The following is a 16567-nucleotide window of genomic DNA, read 5'->3' as shown; positions in this document are numbered from 1 at the left end:
GCGGCCCAGCAGGTGCATGTGCCCGGCGACCGCGTAGATGGTGCCGGCCACCGGGACCGGGTGGTCGCACTGCTGGGTGGTGCCGGGCTTCGGGGTGCCGTGGTCGCAACCCTTCACCAGCCCGTCCTCGATCGAGCCGACGTCACCGCCGAAGCGGCGGGTCACGTCGGCGACGGCCGCGTTCCGGTCGCACAGCGGGCCGGATTCGCCGGCCGCGCAGGGCAGTTCGATCGGGGCCACCAGTTGCGCGGTGTCCAGCGGCGCGAGCTTCTTGGCGCCGTCGGCGAGGCGTAGCCGGATGCTGGACTGGTCGGTGCCGGCCGGCTTGCCGCCGGTGGCCAGCAGGTTGTAGTGCACCTGCATGACCAGCAGGCTGCCCGGCGGCATCGGGTAGCCGACGCCGGGGGTCAGCAGCGTCTCGTTGGCGCCGGGCGCCCAATGCGCCACCCACCCGGCGTCGCCGCCGATGCCGGCGTCGCCGAAGCAGGTCCATCCCTCGCCGGGGTCGGCGGCGTCGACGGCGCGCGCCTTGGCGGCCTGGCCCGGCTCGACCCGGAAGAAGATCGCGTGGTGCACGATCGCCGTGTTCTGCGGCAGAAACTGACTTCCGGTCAGGTACGCGTTGGCGGTCACCTTCGGGTCGACCAGGAAGCACCGGTATTCGTCGGTCCCGCCGTGGGGCGCCACCGGCTCGTACGGCTGCGGCATCTGGACCGTGACGAAGCGCTCACCCGCGCGCAGCGGTGCGGCCGCCGGGATCGCCCCCGAACCGTGCTCGTGCCCCGCATGCTCGGCCGCCGCCGAACTGGCGCCCCCGCCCGCCCCGGCACCGCCGGTGGTGCCGCCGCCGCACCCGGCCACGATCATCGCAACCGCCAGACCGGTCGCGAGGGCGCCGAGCCGCCGTGTTCTCCGTGTCGTCCGCACCGCAATTCGCCTCCATCCCCGTAGGCACATCTGTATCGAGCATGGACAAGCCGCTCTTGCGGGTACATCCGGGGAAAACCCGGAGAGTGCCCCCTGAATCAGCGCGGACACGATCGAGCAGATTTGAAGAAGCCGCCGGCGCGACGCTCGGCCTAGCCTGACGATGTTCGCATTCCGATGGCATGGGAGAACCACGAGATGATCACGAAGCTGAACGTCACGTCCATCTACGTCGCCGACAAGGACGAGGCGCTGGCGTTTTACGTCGACAAGCTCGGGCTGGAGAAGGGCAACGACGTCCAGCAGGGCTCCTACCGCTGGCTGACCGTCCGCGTACCGGGCGACGGCGGCGCCGAGATCTCCCTGGAGCAGCCGGGCCCGCCGCTGCACGACGAGGCGACGGCCGGGCAGCTGCGCGAGCTTCTCGCGAAGGGTGCCCTGAACGGCCTCGTCCTCAACTGCGACGACGTCCGCGGGCTGTACGAGTCGCTCAAGGCAGGCGGCTTCACCGATTTCACCCAGGAGCCCACCGACCGCTTCTACGGCACCGACATGGGCCTGCGGGACCCGTCCGGCAACGCGATCCGGATCGTCCAGCAGGGGAAGGCCGGCTGAATCGGACCGGCCGGCTCGGGGAGCTCCGCCGACCCGGTGGCGGGCGTCGATCGCGGCCCGCCCCGCGCTCACGCTCGGTCCGGTCGGTGCCTTTCCATGGTCAACGCGAGCCTGACCGTCGCGAACAGGGCCGCCAGCACCGCGATACGCCAGATGGCGACCCCGTATCCGATGGTGATGGCGCGGTAATCCCCGCTACGCACGGCGCTCCCCAGGTGACGCGTCGCCACCAAGCTTCCCAAGAGAAGCACCACGGTGAGCAGCGCCATGAGCTTGGGAATCCATCCGGAGCGGGGTCGTTCGAAGGCGAGCCAGGCGCCGATGAGCAGGAGCAGCGACCCGCCGACCAGAATGATCACCCAGGCGACGGCCGTGGGACGTTGGCCGTCTATCGAGCTCTCCGCGTGCAAGTTCCAGCCCATCCACTGCATGGCGCCACTGAGCAGCGTCGGGTCGTGGTCGACGACCTTCACCCGCTCCTGCTGCGCCCACGGCAGACCGAGAGTCAGGACCGCGACCAACGCGGCGACGAGAGTCAGCGCCCGCGCCCCCACTGCCGTGGAGCCCAGTTCACTGCGTGTGACATCGTCGGATTCGATCATGGCCACGGACGATACCAACCCGGCACCTGAGGTTTGGACGGTCAGCATTGGCAGCCGGCGGGTGCAGGTCGCCGGCCGTCATGGGTGGATTTCCGCCGGGTGGATCGTCGCCGCCGCGGCTCGGATCTCGTCCAGCAGCAGGGCGAGATCGTCGCTGGTGGTCGCCGGGTTCAGCAGGCAGGCGCGCAGGGCCTCGGTGTCGGCCAGTCGCGTACCGGTCAGGAAGGCCTGCCCGCGGTGCTGGACGGCGGCCGGGACCTGGCGGTTGAGCTCGTCCAGTCGCCGGTCGTAGCCCGCCGGACGGTAACGGAACGCGACGATCGACGTGCTGACCGGGGCCAGCAGCTCGAAGTCGGGCGCCGCGTCGATCATCGCGGCCAGTGCGCGGGCGAGCCGGACGGTCGTGTCGACGAGCCGGACGATGCCGTCCCGGCCGAGATGGGACATGGTGGCCCAGGCTCGCAGCGCTCGGAACGGGCGGGTCTGCTCCGGGCCGTACTCGGCGAACCACCCGAGTCCGCCCTCGCTCTCGTCCCGCAAGTAGGCCGGAACCAAGCTGAACGCGGCGCGGGCCCAGGCCGGATCACGCCAGAGCACACCCCCGCAGTCGACCGGCACGCCGAGCCACTTGTGCGGGTCCAGGGCGAGTGAGTCGGCGCGCGCCAGGCCGGCATAGCGGGCCTCGAGGTCGTCGACGAGAACACCGAGGGCACCGTACGCGCCGTCGATGTGGAACCACATCCCGTGCTCGGCGTCGACGTCCGCGATCTCGTCGAACGGGTCGACGGCGCCGGTGTTGACCGTGCCGGCGTTCGCCGCCACGCAGAACGGGCGGAGCCCCGCTTGTTCGTCGCGGACCACAAGCTGCCGGAGCGCGTCGACGTCCATGCGGAACTCGTCGTCCACCGGCACCGGGCGCACCTGCCGGTTGCCCAGGCCGAGCAGCTCGGCGGCCTTGCGCAGGCAGCTGTGCCCCTCCGCGGATACGTACAGCACCATCGGCGGGTGGCCGGAGAGCCCGGTCTCGCGCAGGTCGAGCCCGTCCTGGCGGCCGGCGCGCTGCCGAGCGGCGGCCAGCGCGATCACGGTCGCCATGGAGGCGCCGCTGGTCAGCAGCCCGCCGCCCGGCGAGTGCGGGAAGCCGACCAGCTCCGCGAGCCACCGCAGGACGGTGTGCTCCAGCAGCACGCCGGCGTGCTCGCCGCCGGCGCAGCTGGGATTCATGGCGGCGGCGATCGGGGCGACGAGGACACCGGCGGCCGACGGCGCGGAGTTCACCCAGCCGAAGAAGCGGGGATGACCGTTGCCCATCGGGTACGGCAGCACCCGGGTGCGCAGGTCGTCGACCAGGTCGGCGAACGGCCGGCCCGCCGTGGGCAGATCTTGCCCGAGGAGCCAGCTCCGATCGGGCTCCGCCACCGGCTGCCACACGGTTCGCTCGCCGACGGCCGACAGGTAATCGGCCGTCAGGTCGCCGGCGACCCGGACCGCCCGCCTCAGCTCATCCATGCGGCCCGGCCGCCCCGCCGGCCGCGCCGAGGTCCATCACCAGGTAGTAGACGCACTCGGCGTCCTCCCCGTTGGCGAACCCGTGGCGGCAGTCGCCGGGAAAGTAGACGGAGTCACCGGGCTCCAGGGTGGACACCCGGCCGTCGACGGTGAGCGTGAGCCGGCCGGACTCGACCGCGACATACTCCCGCGAGCCCGGTTGGTGTGGCGAGAACTCGCCGGCGTCCACACCGGGCGCCAGCACCGTGCGCATGAACTCGAACTCGACGCCGGGCAGCACCGGGGACAGGATGCGCCGCTCCCAGCCCGCCGGATCGCGGACCACCCGTTGCCCTGCGTGGCGCAGCAGCACCAACGCGTCGCCGGCCGGCTCATCGAGCAGCCGGGCGATGGAAGTGCCCAGGGCTGTCGCCAGCCTGTCCAGCACCAGCACGGTCGGTGTCTTCGCACCGCGCTCCACATCGGAGACCATGCTGCGGCTCACGCCGCTCAGCTCCGCCAACCGCTCCAGCGCGAGCCCCCGGGCGCGTCGCCGGGTGCGGACTCGCGATCCCAGCTCGGCCATCGACAACCCGCTCGACAACAGGCCCGCCCCGTCCGGCATGACTTCCACTATAGTGGAAAACAATCCGCTATCAAGGATCCAGCCGGGTCCGATGCCCTCCCCGCCCATATAGTGACAGTGATCATCAGTGGGAGGCTCCCGTGGAGAAGTCATCGCTCGCCGAGCTGGCCGGGGATCTGCTCGTCGCCGCCCGCGGGGCGTCCAGCGGGCGCAGCGCCCAGACCGTGCACGGCGGCCACGCCGGCGTGCTGCGGCAGACCGTCATCGCCCTGGCGGCCGGGCAGCGGCTGGACGAGCACGAGAACCCGGGCGACGCCACCCTTCAGGTGCTGATCGGGCAGGTCCGGCTGACCAGCGGCGAGGACGGCTGCGACCTGACGGCCGGCGAGCTCGTCGTGATCCCGCAGGCCCGGCACGCCCTGGCGGCGCTCGACGACAGCGTCATCCTGCTGACGGTGGCCAAGCTCGCCTGACCGCGATGAGTTTGCCGGCGCCGCCCGGTCTTACCGGATGACTTCGGGAGGAGCGGGGAATGCGGATCAAGGTCAACGGTGTCGAGCTGTGCGTGGAGACCTTCGGTGACCCGGCGGATCCGCCGGTGCTGCTGGTCGGGATCACGATGCTGAGCTGGCCGGACGAGCTGTGCGCGGCGCTTTCCGGGCGGTATGTGGTGCGCTATGACCTGCGCGATGCCGGCCGGTCGACGTTCGTCGACCCGGACGCACCGGACTACGACCTGCGCGACCTGGTGACCGACGCGTCCGAGCTGGTGGCGGCGCTGGGTCTGGGGCGTACGCATGTGGTGGGGTTGGGCGTCGGCGGCTTCGTCGCCCAGCTGCTCGCGCTCGAGCACCCCGAGCAGGTCGCGTCGCTGACGCTGGTCTCCACCCGGCCGGTCGCGCCCGGCCCGGTCGATCCGGACCTGCCCGACCACGCGCCGGAGACGATGGCGCAGCTGTTCGGGCGGCCGCAGCCGGACTGGACCGATCGCGACAGCGTGGTCGACTACATGACCGGTTCCGCGCGGCTGATGTCCGGATCGCGGGGCTTCGACGAGCGGGACGCACGGGCGGCCGCCGGGGCGGTCTTCGATCGGGCGGGACGGACGGCCGAGGCGCAGCGGGCGAGCCACCTCGGCACCATGTTCGCGGCCATCGACTGCCGGCCGCGGTGGCGCGAGCGGCTCGGCGAGATCACCGCGCCGACCCTGGTGGTGCACGGCGACGAGGACCCCTTCTTCCCGTACGGGAACGGGGTGGCCCTGGCCGCGGAGATCCCGGGCGGCACGCTGCTCACCCTGCCCGGAATCGGCTCGGGGGTGCCGCGCGTGACGTGGCCGACCGTGGTGGAGTCCATGCTGCGCCACACGTCCTGAGCGCCTGTTGCGGCCGCTGGTTAGCGTCGGAAGCATGCTGACGGCGGAACGGATGAGCATGTGGCGGGGCCGCTACCAGATGAAGGCGGACGGGCGACCGGTCGCCGTGTGGGATCCGTCGTGGTGGCGCACCGGCGGCGACTTCGAGGTGGACGGGCGCCGCTTCAGCGTGCGGGCCAACGGCTGGGGGACCAAGTACCGCATGCTCGACGAATCGGGCGAGGAGGTCGCGCGGGTCGAGCGGGCCGGCCGCAAGCACTGGACCGTGGTGGCCGAGGGGCGCACGTACGAGTTCCGCCGGGGCTCGATCTGGGGCAAGCAGCAGGATCTGGTGGCCGGCGGGCTGAAGGTGGGCTCGCTGCGCCGCACCGGCGCGTGGTCCGGCGACGTCGAGGCGGACCTGCCGGGCATGTCGTTGCCGGTGCAGATCTGCGTGGTCGGCGTCCAGATCGCCGTCTGGCAGTCCCAGCAGACCGCCGCGGCCGCCGGCTGACTCTGCCGGTCGGCGGCTCAGCTCAGCGGGAAGAACGACTGCGCCCACGCCGGCCGGGCGGACGGCTGGATCGAGGTCACCCACTTGACCCACCAGAAGCCGCGCCGGCCGGGCGCCACGATCCGGGCCGGGAAGCCGTGTCCCGCGGTCAGCGGCTGGCCGCCGACCGCGGTGACCAGCCAGACGTCGTCCAGCGTGCCGGCGCCGAACCAGCGGGCGTAGCCGGTCGTCGACCGCGCCCGCACGCTGCGCCACCCGCCGTCCGGCACCCGCGCCGCGTCGAGCAGGGCAGTCAGCCGTACGCCGGACCACTCCTGACTGCTGTACCAGCCGCTGGTGCAGTCCAGGATCGCGGTGAACCGCTCGTGCGGCAGCGCCCGGACCGCGTCCAGGTCGAACTCGGCCACGCCCACCCGCAGCCGCCACCGGGCCGGGTCGACCCGCGGGATGCCGTCGTCGAACCAGGAAGTCACCTCCAGCGACGGCTTGGCGATCGAGCCGGTGAAGCGCCGCCCGCCGGCCACCGCCGCCGTGTCCCAGGCCGCGGTGGCCACGGCCGCACCGGCACCGAGCACGCCCAGCCGCAGCAGGGCCCGGCGGTCGGCGTCGGCGCGGCGCGGGCGCACGGCGTGCCCGAGGAAGTGCGCGGCCACCGCCAGCAGCGCGCCGATCGCCGCGCCGACGTGGACCTGCATCAGCGTGAGCGGCCCGACGAACTCCACCTTTCCGGTCGAGTGCAGCAGTCCACTGCCGATCGTGATCAGCACGAACCCGGCGAGCGTGAGCGACAGCGCCTTCGTCCGCCACCCGCGCCGGGCCCGCCGCAGCCCGCGCCGGATCACCACGTACTTCCACGGCGCCAGCAGCAGGATCGCCAGCGCGGCGGCGGCGTGCAGCTGGATGAGGTCGAGCGGCCAGTTCACCCCGATCGTGTTGGCCGCCGTCCCGGTCAGCACGGCCGCGGCCAGCAGCAGGCCCAGGGCCAGGTCGACGCGCCGGCCGCCCTGCCTGCCGCGCAGACTCACCCGCATGGCCGAACGGTAGCTCGGCGCCCTTCGTGGTGACTCCGGGGAAAGCCTCCACAGGAGACCGCGCATTTCCGGGAGATTTCGCGATCCTTCCTTGACAACGTTGTCACAGGCAGTGAAGGCTGACGATCTCTGATCCAGGTGCCCACCCCACTCTCCCTGGAGTTGCGCATGAAATGGACCCCGCGTCGACGGTGGCCGGCCATGCCCGGCGCGCTGCTGCTGGTGTCGGCCGGCCTGCTCGCCGCCCCCTCGACGGCGTACGCCGCCGACCCGCCCGCCGACTTCAGCTCGTCGTTCGAGTCGAGCGATCAGCCGCCTGCGGCGAGCACCACCGAGCTCGACGCGAACGGCCGGCCGGTGCAGGGCAACCTGACCGGATCGATCCGGGTGGGCCTGCCCGGCAGCGTGCTCGACCAGGTCACCGCCGTGACGGCGAGCGCCGAGAACCCGCCCGGCGAGACCGCGGTCAAGCTCGCCGACCACGACTCCTCGACCAAGTGGCTGGCGTTCAGCCCGACCGGCTGGGCCGCCTACCGGCTGGCCACCCCGGTGACCGTGGTGAAGTATTCGCTGACCTCGGCCAACGACGCTCCCGGCCGGGACCCCAAGAACTTCACCATCCAGGGGTCCGCCGACGGTTCGCAGTGGACGGACCTGGACAGCCGCACCGGGCAGAGCTTCGGCGGCCGGTTCGCGACCAACACCTACACCTTCACCAACACCACCGCGTACGCGTACTACCGGCTGAACGTCACGGCGAACGCGGGCGACTCGATCGTCCAGCTCGCCGACTGGGACCTCAGCGACGGCACGGACACGCTGCCGCCGGCCACCCCGATGGTCAGCGCGGCCGGGGCCGGGCCGGTCCGCGGCGCCAACCAGCGGCCGAGCGCCGGGTTCACCGGCGTGGCGTCGCTGCGGTACGCCGGCGGCGCGCAGGCCGACGGGCGCTCGTACGCGACGAACAGGCTGTACGACGTGCACCTCCCGGTCGGCCCGAAGACCCGGCTGGCGTACAAGATCTTCCCGGAGCTCACCGCCGAGGATCTTCAGTACCCGTCCACCTACGCGGCGATCGACCTGCACTTCACCGACGGCACCTACCTCAGCGGCGCGTCCGCGGTCGACCAGCACGGCTACCCGCTCACCGCGGCCGGCCAGGGCGCCTCGAAGGTGCTCTACGCCGACGAGTGGAACGCGGTGAGCTCGGACATCGGCGCGGTCGCCGACGGCAAAACGATCGACCGCATCCTGCTCGCCTACGACAATCCCGGCGCCACCGCGGCCACCCACTTCCAGGGCTGGATCGACGACCTCGCGGTGACCGGCACGCCGGCCACGATCGACGGGTCGAGCCTCACCAATTACGTTGACACGCGCCGGGGCAGCAACGCGTCCGGCTCCTTCTCGCGCGGCAACAACCTGCCGATCGCGGCGCTGCCGAACGGCTTCAACTTCCTGACGCCGGTCACCAACGCCACGTCGAACTCGTGGGAGTACGTGTACCAGCGGGACAACAATGCGGCGAACCTGCCCCTGCTGCAGGGCCTGGCCATCTCGCACGAGCCCAGCCCCTGGATGGGCGACCGCAACCAGATGTCGGTCATGCCGGTTCCGGCCGGCGGCCCGCTCACCGGGCAGCCCAGCAGCCGGCAGCTCCCGTTCCGCCACGACGACGAGATCGCCCGCCCCGACCACTACCGGGTGAAGCTGCAGAACGGCCTGGTCGCGGAGATGTCGCCGACCGACCACGGCGGGATCATGCGGTTCGCCTTCCCCGCCGGGCAGTCGACCGGAAGCCTCGTCTTCCAGAACGGCACCTTCACCATCGGCACCGACGGGACGGTCACCGGCTGGGTCGACAACGGCAGCGGCCTGTCCGCCGGGCGCAGCCGGATGTTCTTCGCCGGCACGTTCGACCGCGCGCCGGCCACGACGGCGGCCACCTCGGCCACCTTCGACCTCGCCACCAGCCCCGAGGTGACCCTGCGGTTCGCGACCTCGTTCCTCTCGGTCGACCAGGCCCGGCGGAACCTCGACCTGGAGGTCACCGGCCGGAGTCTCGACGAGATCCACGTCGCCGCGACCGCGGCCTGGGCCGGCCGGTTGGGCCGGATCGAGGTGGCGGGTGCGACCGAGACGCAGCTGGTCACGCTCTACTCGAACCTGTACCGGCTGAACCTCTACCCGAACTCGCAGTCGGAGAACACCGGCACCGCCGCGCAACCGCACTGGCAGTACGCGAGCCCGGTGTCGGCGCCGACCGGCACGTCGACCCCGACCACCACCGGCGCGAAGATCGTCGACGGGCAGATCTACGTCAACAACGGTTTCTGGGACACCTACCGCACCGTCTGGCCGGCGTACTCGCTGCTGTACCCGGACGTCGCCGCCAAGATTGCCGACGGCTTCGTCCAGCAGTACCGCGACGGCGGCTGGATCGCCCGCTGGTCGTCGCCCGGCTACGCCGACCTGATGACCGGCACCAGCGCGGATGTCGCGCTGGCCGAGGCGTACCTCAATGGTGTGCGGTTGCCGGATCCGCTGGCGGCCTACGACGCGGCGGTGAAGGACGCGACGGTGGCCTCCGGGCGCAGCGCCGTCGGCCGCAAGGGCATCGAGACGTCGCTGTTCCTCGGCTACACGCCGACCAGCACCGGCGAGTCGGTGTCCTGGGCCCTCGAGGGCTTCATCAACGACTACGGCATCGGCAACATGGCCAAGGCGCTCGCCTGCGACCCGAAGACGCCGGTCGCGCGGCGCGAGCAGCTGCGCCACGATGCGACGTACTTCCTCGAGCGGGCCCGCAACTACGTCAACCTGTTCGACCCGAAGACGAAGTTCTTCCAGGGGCGCGACGCCGCCGGCAACTTCCTCGACGGCAACCCGCTGGACTGGGGTGGCGTCTACACCGAGACCGACGGCTGGAACTACGCGTTCACCGCCCAGCAGGACGGCAACGGCCTGGCCAATCTGTACGGCGGCAAGGACCAGCTGCGGGCGAAGCTCGACCAGTTCTTCGCCACCCCGGAGAAGGCCGACCACCCCGGCGGGTACGGCGGCACGATCCACGAGATGCTCGAGGCGCGCGCGGTCCGGCTGGGCCAGCTCGGCATGAGCAACCAGCCGTCGCACCACATTCCCTACATGTACGACTACGTGGGCGCGCCGGCCAGGACGCAGGCCCTCGTGCGCGAGATCATGCAGCGGCTCTACGTGGGCAGCGAGATCGGCCAGGGCTACCTGGGCGACGAGGACAACGGCGAGATGTCGTCCTGGTACGTCCTGAGCTCGCTGGGCCTGTACCCGCTGCAGAACGGCTCGCCGAACTGGGTGATCGGGTCACCGCAGTTCAGCCGGATGACCGTGCACCGCTCGAGCGGCGACATCGTCGTCAACGCCGCCGGCAACAGCACGAAGAACGTGTACGTGCAGAGCGTGAAGGTCAACGGCAGCACCCAGCGCGGCGTCTCCATCGACTCGTCGGTCCTCGGGCACGGCGGCCGCATCGACTTCAAGATGGGCCCGAACCCGTCGGCGTGGGGCACCGGCAAGAACGACGGCCCGAAGTCGCTGACCACCGGAACGGCCGTGCCGAAGCCGATGCAGGACACCACCGGGCCGGGCCTGGGCACCGCGACCGTGACCGGCGGGCAGGACGCGTCCAAGCTGTTCGACGACTCGTCGACCACGCAGCTGACGTTCGCCTCGGCCACGCCGAAGGTCACCTGGGTCTACCGCGGCGGCAAGCAGGCGCCGACCTACTACACCGTCACCTCGGGGGCGGCGGCCGGCGATCCGAGCCGGTGGACGCTGGAGGGCTCCCGCGACGGGGTGCATTGGACCGTGCTGGACCACCGCACGGACGAGGTGTTCGCGTGGCGCAACCAGACCAAGCCGTACCGGATCCACCTGCCGGGCCGTTTCGCGCAGTTCCGGCTGAACGTCTCGAAGTCCACCAGCAGCCAGCCGAACCTCGCCGAAATCGAGCTGCTGGCCGGCGGCGACGTGCAACTCGGCGGTGGCGCCGTAGCGGTGACCGCCGCGAGCACCGTGTCGGCGCGCACCGGTGCTCCGGTGCCGGTGCCGCTGGCCACCGTCACCGGCGGCACCGCGAGCGACTACCGGGCGACGATCGACTGGGGTGACGGCTCGCCGGCCACCGCCGGCACGATCGCGCTCAGCTCGCGGGCCGTGTACAGCGTGAGCGGCTCCCACACGTACGCGAAACCGGGTTATCACCAGGCGGCGGTGACGGTGACCGACGGAACCAGCCAGGATTCCGCCACGGTCGGCGTCGACGTGGCGTACGCGCCGGAGTCCGGTCTCGCCGCCGCGTTCGACACCGTCTGCATCGGCGACGAGGGCGCGCTCGCGGCCAACTGCGACGCGAAGGACTGGGCCTACTCGCGGGCGGCGCTCACCGCGGCCGGGGTGACCCAGGGCAAGCGGCTGCCGGTGCCCGGCACCGGGTTGCAGTTCGCGCTGGCCGCCACCCCGCCCGGCCAGCCGGACGACGCGATCGGCAACGGCCGGACGATCGTGCTCAACCTGCCCGCCGACGCCCGGAGCATCTCGTTCATCGGCGCCGGCACCCAGGGCGACCAGGACACCACCGGTACGGCGACGTTCGGCGACGGCAGCACCGCCACCATCCCGATCCAGATGAGCGACTGGACCCTGGGCGGCGATCCGCACGGCACCCCGTCGTACGGGAACATCGTCGTCGCGCACGCGGCGTACCGGCTGCTCGGCACGAGCCGGGACGACGCACAGCCGTTCCTGTTCGCCACCGCGCCGTACCAGATCCCGGCGGGCAAGACGCTCGTCTCGGTGACCCTGCCGACGCAGTCCGGTGACCCCGGCGAGGCGGGCAGGATCCACGTGTTCGCCATCGCCGACGACGGCACGCCCCACCCGGACCTGGCGCTGACGGCGGCCGCGGACCAGACGGCCACCGCCGGGCGGGAGCTCTCCGCCGACCTGGGCACGGTGACCGGCGGCGTGCCGGACGCGACCGGCTACCACGCCCGGGTGCAGTGGGGTGACGGCACGGCACCGGCGGACGCCACCGTCGGCGCCGCCGGGGCGATCACCGGGACGCACACGTACGCCCAGCCGGGCACCTACACCGTGCACGTCACCGCCTGGGACACGCTGGCCGGCGCCACCGCGACCGTCACGGTGACGGTGGCCAAGGCGGCGGTGCAGTCGGCCGTCGCGACCACGGCCAGGGTGGCCTCGCCGGCGGCCCGGCCGGCGTACCACCCGCAGGTGACGCTCTCCGTCGCCGCCGGCCCGCGCGGCACGGCCGTCACCGTCGACGGCACCGGCTTCGCGCCGAACGAGACGGTCACCGCGACGTTCGGGAGCGGCCTGGCCGTCACCACCCTGCACGCGAACGGCGACGGCGTCCTCACCGGCGCCACCGTGAGCGTGCCGGGCGCGGCCGAGCCGGGCGCCACCGCCATCACCCTGACCGGGGCCACATCCGGCACCCGGGTGGAGCAGACCTTCACGGTCACCAAGCCGCACTGAGGGGGATCCCCGCCGGTGAGCCGGTCCGCGATCCGGGCCGGCTCACCGACGGGTTGGCGACGCAACGGTGCAGGAACCGGTTGCCGCGGCGTTACCGTGCGGTCCATGAAGTCGGTCGGGCGGCCCCGGACGCACCGCGAGGAGCTGCTCCGAGCGTTCCGGATCGGGCCGCAGGACATCGAGGCGAACCGGGCCGGGCGCCTCGGTCCCGGCCAGATCCGCCGGCTGCGCCGCAACATCTGGATCAATGCGCTGGCCGTCGCGCCGCTGATCCTCGCGGTCGTGCTGCTCGCCGTGCTGCTGCCGCACCGAGGCGTCGTGCAGTACGTCGTCCTCGCCCTGGTGATCGGGCTCTTCGTCGCCCTGCTGTGGTCCTGGATCCGCGGGATCCGCCGATCGCTGCGAGCCGGCGTCGTGGAGTGCCTGACCGGCCCGGTGACGGTGACGAGGTCCCGAGGCGGCAGCTTCCTGACCGTACGAGACAAGCGCCTCCGCCTCTGGACCCCCTACTGGCACGTCGGCCGCGGTCTGACCTACCGGGTGTACTTCGCCCCGGCCGCAACCATGGTCGTAGCGATGGAACCCGACGGCTGGGAGTAGCCGCCGACGAATCGAGAGCGCTCTATGCAATCGCGGAGCGTCATGTTAGCGTCACTCGCATTTGCCGGGGTCGAAGCGTGCGGGGGTACGGGTGTCGGATGTCGCCACCGAAGAGGTGACCGAACCCGCGGCCGAGGAGACGAAGCCGGCGGCCGGGCGGGGGCGCGTGGCCCGCTTCTTCCGGCACGAGTGGACGGTCGCGGCGGCGGGCTCGGTGCTGCTCGCGATCGTGATGACGTGGCTGCTGCCGCCGTACGCAAGCGATCTGGTTTCCGGCGGGATCAAACCGGCGACCATCGGCGATCCGGCGCACACCATCGTGGGGGATGGGGGCGACACGGCCGCGCAGGCCTGGCTGATCGCCTGGAACGGGCATGCGCTGCGCAACGGGCTGCACGGGCTGTGGGACACCAACGCGTTCTATCCCGGCCGGGACGGCCTGGCGCTCAACGACACCCTGCTCGGATACGCGCCGGCCGGCCTGGTCGGCGACGGCGTGGCGGCCACCCTGCTGCGGTACAACATCATGTTCGTGCTGGTCTTCGCGCTCGCGTTCCTCGGCGGGTACGCGCTGGTCCGGCAGCTCGGCGCCAACCGGGTGGGCGGGGCGGTGGCCGGCGCCGCCCTCGCCTACGCGCCCTGGCGGTACGGCCACGTCGGCCACCTGAACATCCTGTCGACCGGCGGTATCACCCTCGCCTTCGCGATGCTCGCCCGCGGGCACGGCTGGTCGATGACCCGCGGCTATCAGCGCGACCGGGTCCGCCCGGGCTGGGCGGTCGCCGGCTGGCTGGTCGCGGCGTGGCAGGTCAGCCTCGGTTTCGGCATCGGCCTGCCGTTCGTCTACGTGCTCGCCCTCGCGTGCCTGGCCGCAGGCATCGGATGGCTGGTTCGTGGCCGCCCGTCGCTGCCGCGCCGGCTGGTCCTCGGCGACCTGGGCGGCGGGCTGTTCTTCGCCGCGACCACCCTGCTTTTCGCGTACGCCTATCAGCACGTCCGTGACGTGTACCCGGACGTGCTGCGCTCCTGGGGTTACATCGACGCGTTCTCCCCGGTCCCGCGCAGCCTGCTGGTCGCGCCCGGCTTCTCGCTGCCCTGGGGCACGCTGCACGCCGCCGGCCGGGCCGCGCTCGGCAACGCCGACAACGAGAAGGCACTGCTCTGCGGGTACGTGCTGTACCTGCTGGCGTTCGGCGGGATGTTCCTGTCGGTGTGGTCGGTGCGGCAACGGGTGCTGCTGCTGGCCGGGACGGTCCTCGGGGTGCTGTGCGCGCTGGGCACCCATGGCCCCACGTACCGGCTGCTCTATCTCTACGTCCCCGGCTTCGACGGCGGCCGCACCCCGGGCCGGCTGATCCTCTGGCCGACCATCTTCCTGGCGATCCTCGCGGCCGGTTTCGTCACCGAGCTCGCCCGGACCGCCCGCGAGGCCACCCTGCCGCAGTGGTCGGCGACCGCCGCCCGGGTGGTCACCGTCCCGCTGTTGGTGTTGGTGCTGCTCGAGGGCCTGCCGGACCTCGCGCACGTGAAGGAGCCGGCCGAGCCGGCCGCGATGGCGGCGGCGACCGCGCCGCTGATCGTGCTGCCCACCGACGACGGGTTCGACAGCACCGCCATGCTCTGGTCGACCGCCGGCTTCCCGACCATGGTCAACGGGGTGGCCAGCTACAACACCCCGGACCGCCAGGCGATCCGGGACGTGATGCAGAGCTTCCCCAGCCCGGCCAGCCTGGAGCAGCTGCACCGGTTCGGCATCCGCAGCGTGGTGGTGCTGCGGGACCGGGCCACCGGCACGCCGTTCGAGCAGGCCCTCGGCGTGCAGACGCAGCCCGGCATCACCCGGCGGGAGATCGGGCAGGACGTGCTCCTGACCATCGACTGAGACCCAGGTCACAGCGGCTTGCGGATCCGGCCGGACCCGGCCGTCGTCTTGCAGGTTGTGAAACGGAGTCTGGACGCGGCCGACGAGGGCGAGCTGGTGCGGCGCACCGCCGCCGGCGACCGCCGTGCCTTCGACGAGCTCTACCGGCGTACGGCGCCGTGGCTGCTCACCCGGCTGCGCCGCCGGTGCGCCGACGAGGACGTGGTCGCCGACGTCATGCAGGAGACGTACCTGTCGGTCTGGCGGGCCGCCGGCAGCTTCGCCGGGTCGGACACCGCCGGCAGCGCGGTCGGCTGGCTCTGGACCATCGCCGCCCATCGGCTCGTCGACGCCTTCCGCCGCCGGGCCCGGCGTAACGAGCTGCCGGCCGTGGCGCTCGCCGAGTCGGTCGCGCCCGCCGCGGAGGACGAGGTGATGGCCGGTCGGGTCGGCCACGAGCTGGAGCAGGCGCTGCTCGTGCTGCCACCGGAGGCGCGCCAGGTGCTGCGCGCGATGGTTCTCGACGGATTGTCGGTACGCGAGACGTCGCTGCTGCTCGGCGTACCGGAAAGCACGGTGAAGTCGCGGGCGCGGCGGGCCCGGATCGCACTGCGGGGGGCACTGTCATGACCACTCATCCGAGCCCGGCGGCGCTCGCCCGGTACGCCGACCCGAGCGCGACGCTCGACGAGGTCACCCTGTGGTCGGTCGAGACGCACCTGGAGGACTGCGCCGCCTGTCGCGCTCGGCTGACCGTCGGCCCGGACCCGTTCGATCGGGGCGCGGCCGGCCCGGACCTGCTCGATCGGGTCGCGGCCGCCATCGACCGGCAGATCGCCGCCGGTCCGCCGCCGGTCCACCGCCGGCGCTGGTCGGTGGCCCGGAACCGCCTGCTGGCCTGGCACCTCGCGCCGTGGCTGGTCATGACGGTGGCGGTGCTCGCCTGCGCGGTCCTGCTGCAGGCGGCGCAGCCGCAGCTGCCGTCGCTGGTGGCCCTGCTCGCGCCGGTGGCGCCGCTGCCCGGGGTGGCGATCGCGTGGAGCCGGCGGCACGACCCGGCCTGGGAGCTGATCGCCGGCACCCCGGCGGCCGGGCTGACCATGCTGCTCCGGCGTACGGCCGGGGTGTTGGTCGTGATCGTTCCGGCGCTGGCCCTGGCCGGCAGCCGCACCGGGGTCTCGCTGGCCCTGACGCTGCTGCCGTGCCTGGCCTGCACGGCCGCGACCATCGCGGTCGGCGCCCTCGTCGGCGTGCGCCGCGCCGCGATCGGGCTCGGCGCTGGCTGGGCCCTGGCCGTGGTGCTGCCGGCCGTGCTCACCCTGCGGCTGCCGGCCGTGCTGCAACCCGGCAGTTCCCCGCTGTGGGCGCTGCTCACCCTCGCGCTGGCCGGCTTCGCCGCGACGCGCGGTGCCAACTTCCGCCGGCTGTCCAGCCACAACTGAGTTCTCTGG

At 72.4% G+C, this 16567-nt stretch carries 14 protein-coding genes; 9 read left to right on the top strand and 5 right to left on the bottom strand.

Annotated features, from left to right (window positions below):
* A partial coding sequence (locus tag ODJ79_RS43390) for a monooxygenase (RefSeq protein ID WP_263029578.1) occupies window positions 1–927 on the bottom strand: 927 nt, incomplete at its 3' end.
* 198 nt (window positions 928–1125) lie between these two features.
* Between ODJ79_RS43390 and ODJ79_RS43385 the strand changes: the two genes are divergently transcribed.
* Window positions 1126–1542, top strand: coding sequence for a VOC family protein (locus tag ODJ79_RS43385; protein WP_263029577.1), 417 nt, complete (start codon window positions 1126–1128; stop codon window positions 1540–1542).
* A 68-nt stretch (window positions 1543–1610) separates the two neighbouring features.
* Here ODJ79_RS43385 and ODJ79_RS43380 read toward each other — a convergent pair whose 3' ends face one another.
* The 3 genes from ODJ79_RS43380 to ODJ79_RS43370 form a co-directional block, all read right to left on the bottom strand.
* Window positions 1611–2144 (bottom strand): hypothetical protein, encoded by a 534-nt coding sequence (locus tag ODJ79_RS43380; RefSeq protein ID WP_263029576.1) that lies wholly within the window; start codon window positions 2142–2144, stop codon window positions 1611–1613.
* 78 nt (window positions 2145–2222) lie between these two features.
* The gene (locus tag ODJ79_RS43375; RefSeq protein ID WP_263029575.1) at window positions 2223–3653 is read right to left on the bottom strand and encodes a pyridoxal phosphate-dependent decarboxylase family protein; all 1431 of its coding nucleotides are present in this window, start codon (window positions 3651–3653) and stop codon (window positions 2223–2225) included.
* Window positions 3646–4257, bottom strand: coding sequence for a helix-turn-helix domain-containing protein (locus ODJ79_RS43370; protein ID WP_263029574.1), 612 nt, complete (start codon window positions 4255–4257; stop codon window positions 3646–3648). The genes ODJ79_RS43375 and ODJ79_RS43370 overlap by 8 nt, the downstream gene beginning before the upstream one ends.
* A gap of 101 nt (window positions 4258–4358) precedes the next feature.
* Here ODJ79_RS43370 and ODJ79_RS43365 point away from each other — a divergent pair, with 101 nt between their 5' ends.
* From ODJ79_RS43365 to ODJ79_RS43355, 3 genes are read left to right on the top strand one after another with little or no spacing between them, the layout of a single operon-like run.
* Window positions 4359–4691: a cupin domain-containing protein gene (locus ODJ79_RS43365; protein ID WP_263029573.1), complete on the top strand. Its 333-nt coding sequence runs from the start codon at window positions 4359–4361 to the stop codon at window positions 4689–4691.
* A 59-nt stretch (window positions 4692–4750) separates the two neighbouring features.
* A complete protein-coding gene (locus ODJ79_RS43360; RefSeq protein ID WP_263029572.1) occupies window positions 4751–5593 on the top strand; it encodes an alpha/beta fold hydrolase in 843 nt (280 codons plus the stop codon).
* A 34-nt stretch (window positions 5594–5627) separates the two neighbouring features.
* Complete coding sequence (locus tag ODJ79_RS43355; protein ID WP_263029571.1) at window positions 5628–6086, top strand: hypothetical protein; 459 nt, start codon at window positions 5628–5630, stop codon at window positions 6084–6086.
* Between the two features lie 17 nt (window positions 6087–6103).
* Here the strand turns inward: ODJ79_RS43355 and ODJ79_RS43350 are convergent, their stop codons facing one another.
* On the bottom strand, window positions 6104–7117 hold the full coding sequence (locus tag ODJ79_RS43350) for a molybdopterin-dependent oxidoreductase (protein ID WP_263029570.1): 1014 nt from the start codon (window positions 7115–7117) through the stop codon (window positions 6104–6106).
* A 168-nt stretch (window positions 7118–7285) separates the two neighbouring features.
* Here ODJ79_RS43350 and ODJ79_RS43345 point away from each other — a divergent pair, with 168 nt between their 5' ends.
* The 5 genes from ODJ79_RS43345 to ODJ79_RS43325 all read left to right on the top strand — a co-directional run bounded on the left by ODJ79_RS43345 (window position 7286) and on the right by ODJ79_RS43325 (window position 16558).
* On the top strand, window positions 7286–12655 hold the full coding sequence (locus tag ODJ79_RS43345) for a GH92 family glycosyl hydrolase (protein ID WP_263029569.1): 5370 nt from the start codon (window positions 7286–7288) through the stop codon (window positions 12653–12655).
* 105 nt (window positions 12656–12760) lie between these two features.
* Window positions 12761–13255 (top strand): hypothetical protein, encoded by a 495-nt coding sequence (locus ODJ79_RS43340; RefSeq protein ID WP_263029568.1) that lies wholly within the window; start codon window positions 12761–12763, stop codon window positions 13253–13255.
* Between the two features lie 91 nt (window positions 13256–13346).
* A complete protein-coding gene (locus ODJ79_RS43335) occupies window positions 13347–15137 on the top strand; it encodes a hypothetical protein (RefSeq protein ID WP_263029567.1) in 1791 nt (596 codons plus the stop codon).
* 57 nt (window positions 15138–15194) lie between these two features.
* On the top strand, window positions 15195–15746 hold the full coding sequence (locus tag ODJ79_RS43330) for an RNA polymerase sigma factor (RefSeq protein WP_263029566.1): 552 nt from the start codon (window positions 15195–15197) through the stop codon (window positions 15744–15746).
* Complete coding sequence (locus ODJ79_RS43325) at window positions 15743–16558, top strand: hypothetical protein (RefSeq protein WP_263029565.1); 816 nt, start codon at window positions 15743–15745, stop codon at window positions 16556–16558. The genes ODJ79_RS43330 and ODJ79_RS43325 overlap by 4 nt, the downstream gene beginning before the upstream one ends.
* The last annotated feature ends 9 nt before the right edge of the window (window positions 16559–16567 follow it).

Origin of the sequence: Actinoplanes sp. KI2, assembly GCF_025630775.1 — a bacterium.
Classification (GTDB): domain Bacteria; phylum Actinomycetota; class Actinomycetes; order Mycobacteriales; family Micromonosporaceae; genus Actinoplanes.
Note: the sequence above shows the minus strand (reverse complement) of the source record. Positions and strands in the feature narration are given on the sequence as shown.

What these genes read in the sequence shown, in the direction of transcription:
- ODJ79_RS43355 (WP_263029571.1), top strand. Translation starts at nt 5,628, where the DNA reads ATGCTGACGGCGGAACGGATGAGCATGTGGCGGGGCCGCTACCAGATG.
- ODJ79_RS43385 (WP_263029577.1), top strand. Translation starts at nt 1,126, where the DNA reads ATGATCACGAAGCTGAACGTCACGTCCATCTACGTCGCCGACAAGGAC.
- ODJ79_RS43340 (WP_263029568.1), top strand. Translation starts at nt 12,761, where the DNA reads ATGAAGTCGGTCGGGCGGCCCCGGACGCACCGCGAGGAGCTGCTCCGA.
- ODJ79_RS43345 (WP_263029569.1), top strand. Translation starts at nt 7,286, where the DNA reads ATGAAATGGACCCCGCGTCGACGGTGGCCGGCCATGCCCGGCGCGCTG.
- ODJ79_RS43350 (WP_263029570.1), bottom strand. Translation starts at nt 7,117, where the DNA reads ATGCGGGTGAGTCTGCGCGGCAGGCAGGGCGGCCGGCGCGTCGACCTG.
- ODJ79_RS43360 (WP_263029572.1), top strand. Translation starts at nt 4,751, where the DNA reads ATGCGGATCAAGGTCAACGGTGTCGAGCTGTGCGTGGAGACCTTCGGT.
- ODJ79_RS43375 (WP_263029575.1), bottom strand. Translation starts at nt 3,653, where the DNA reads ATGGATGAGCTGAGGCGGGCGGTCCGGGTCGCCGGCGACCTGACGGCC.
- ODJ79_RS43380 (WP_263029576.1), bottom strand. Translation starts at nt 2,144, where the DNA reads ATGATCGAATCCGACGATGTCACACGCAGTGAACTGGGCTCCACGGCA.
- ODJ79_RS43370 (WP_263029574.1), bottom strand. Translation starts at nt 4,257, where the DNA reads ATGCCGGACGGGGCGGGCCTGTTGTCGAGCGGGTTGTCGATGGCCGAG.
- ODJ79_RS43325 (WP_263029565.1), top strand. Translation starts at nt 15,743, where the DNA reads ATGACCACTCATCCGAGCCCGGCGGCGCTCGCCCGGTACGCCGACCCG.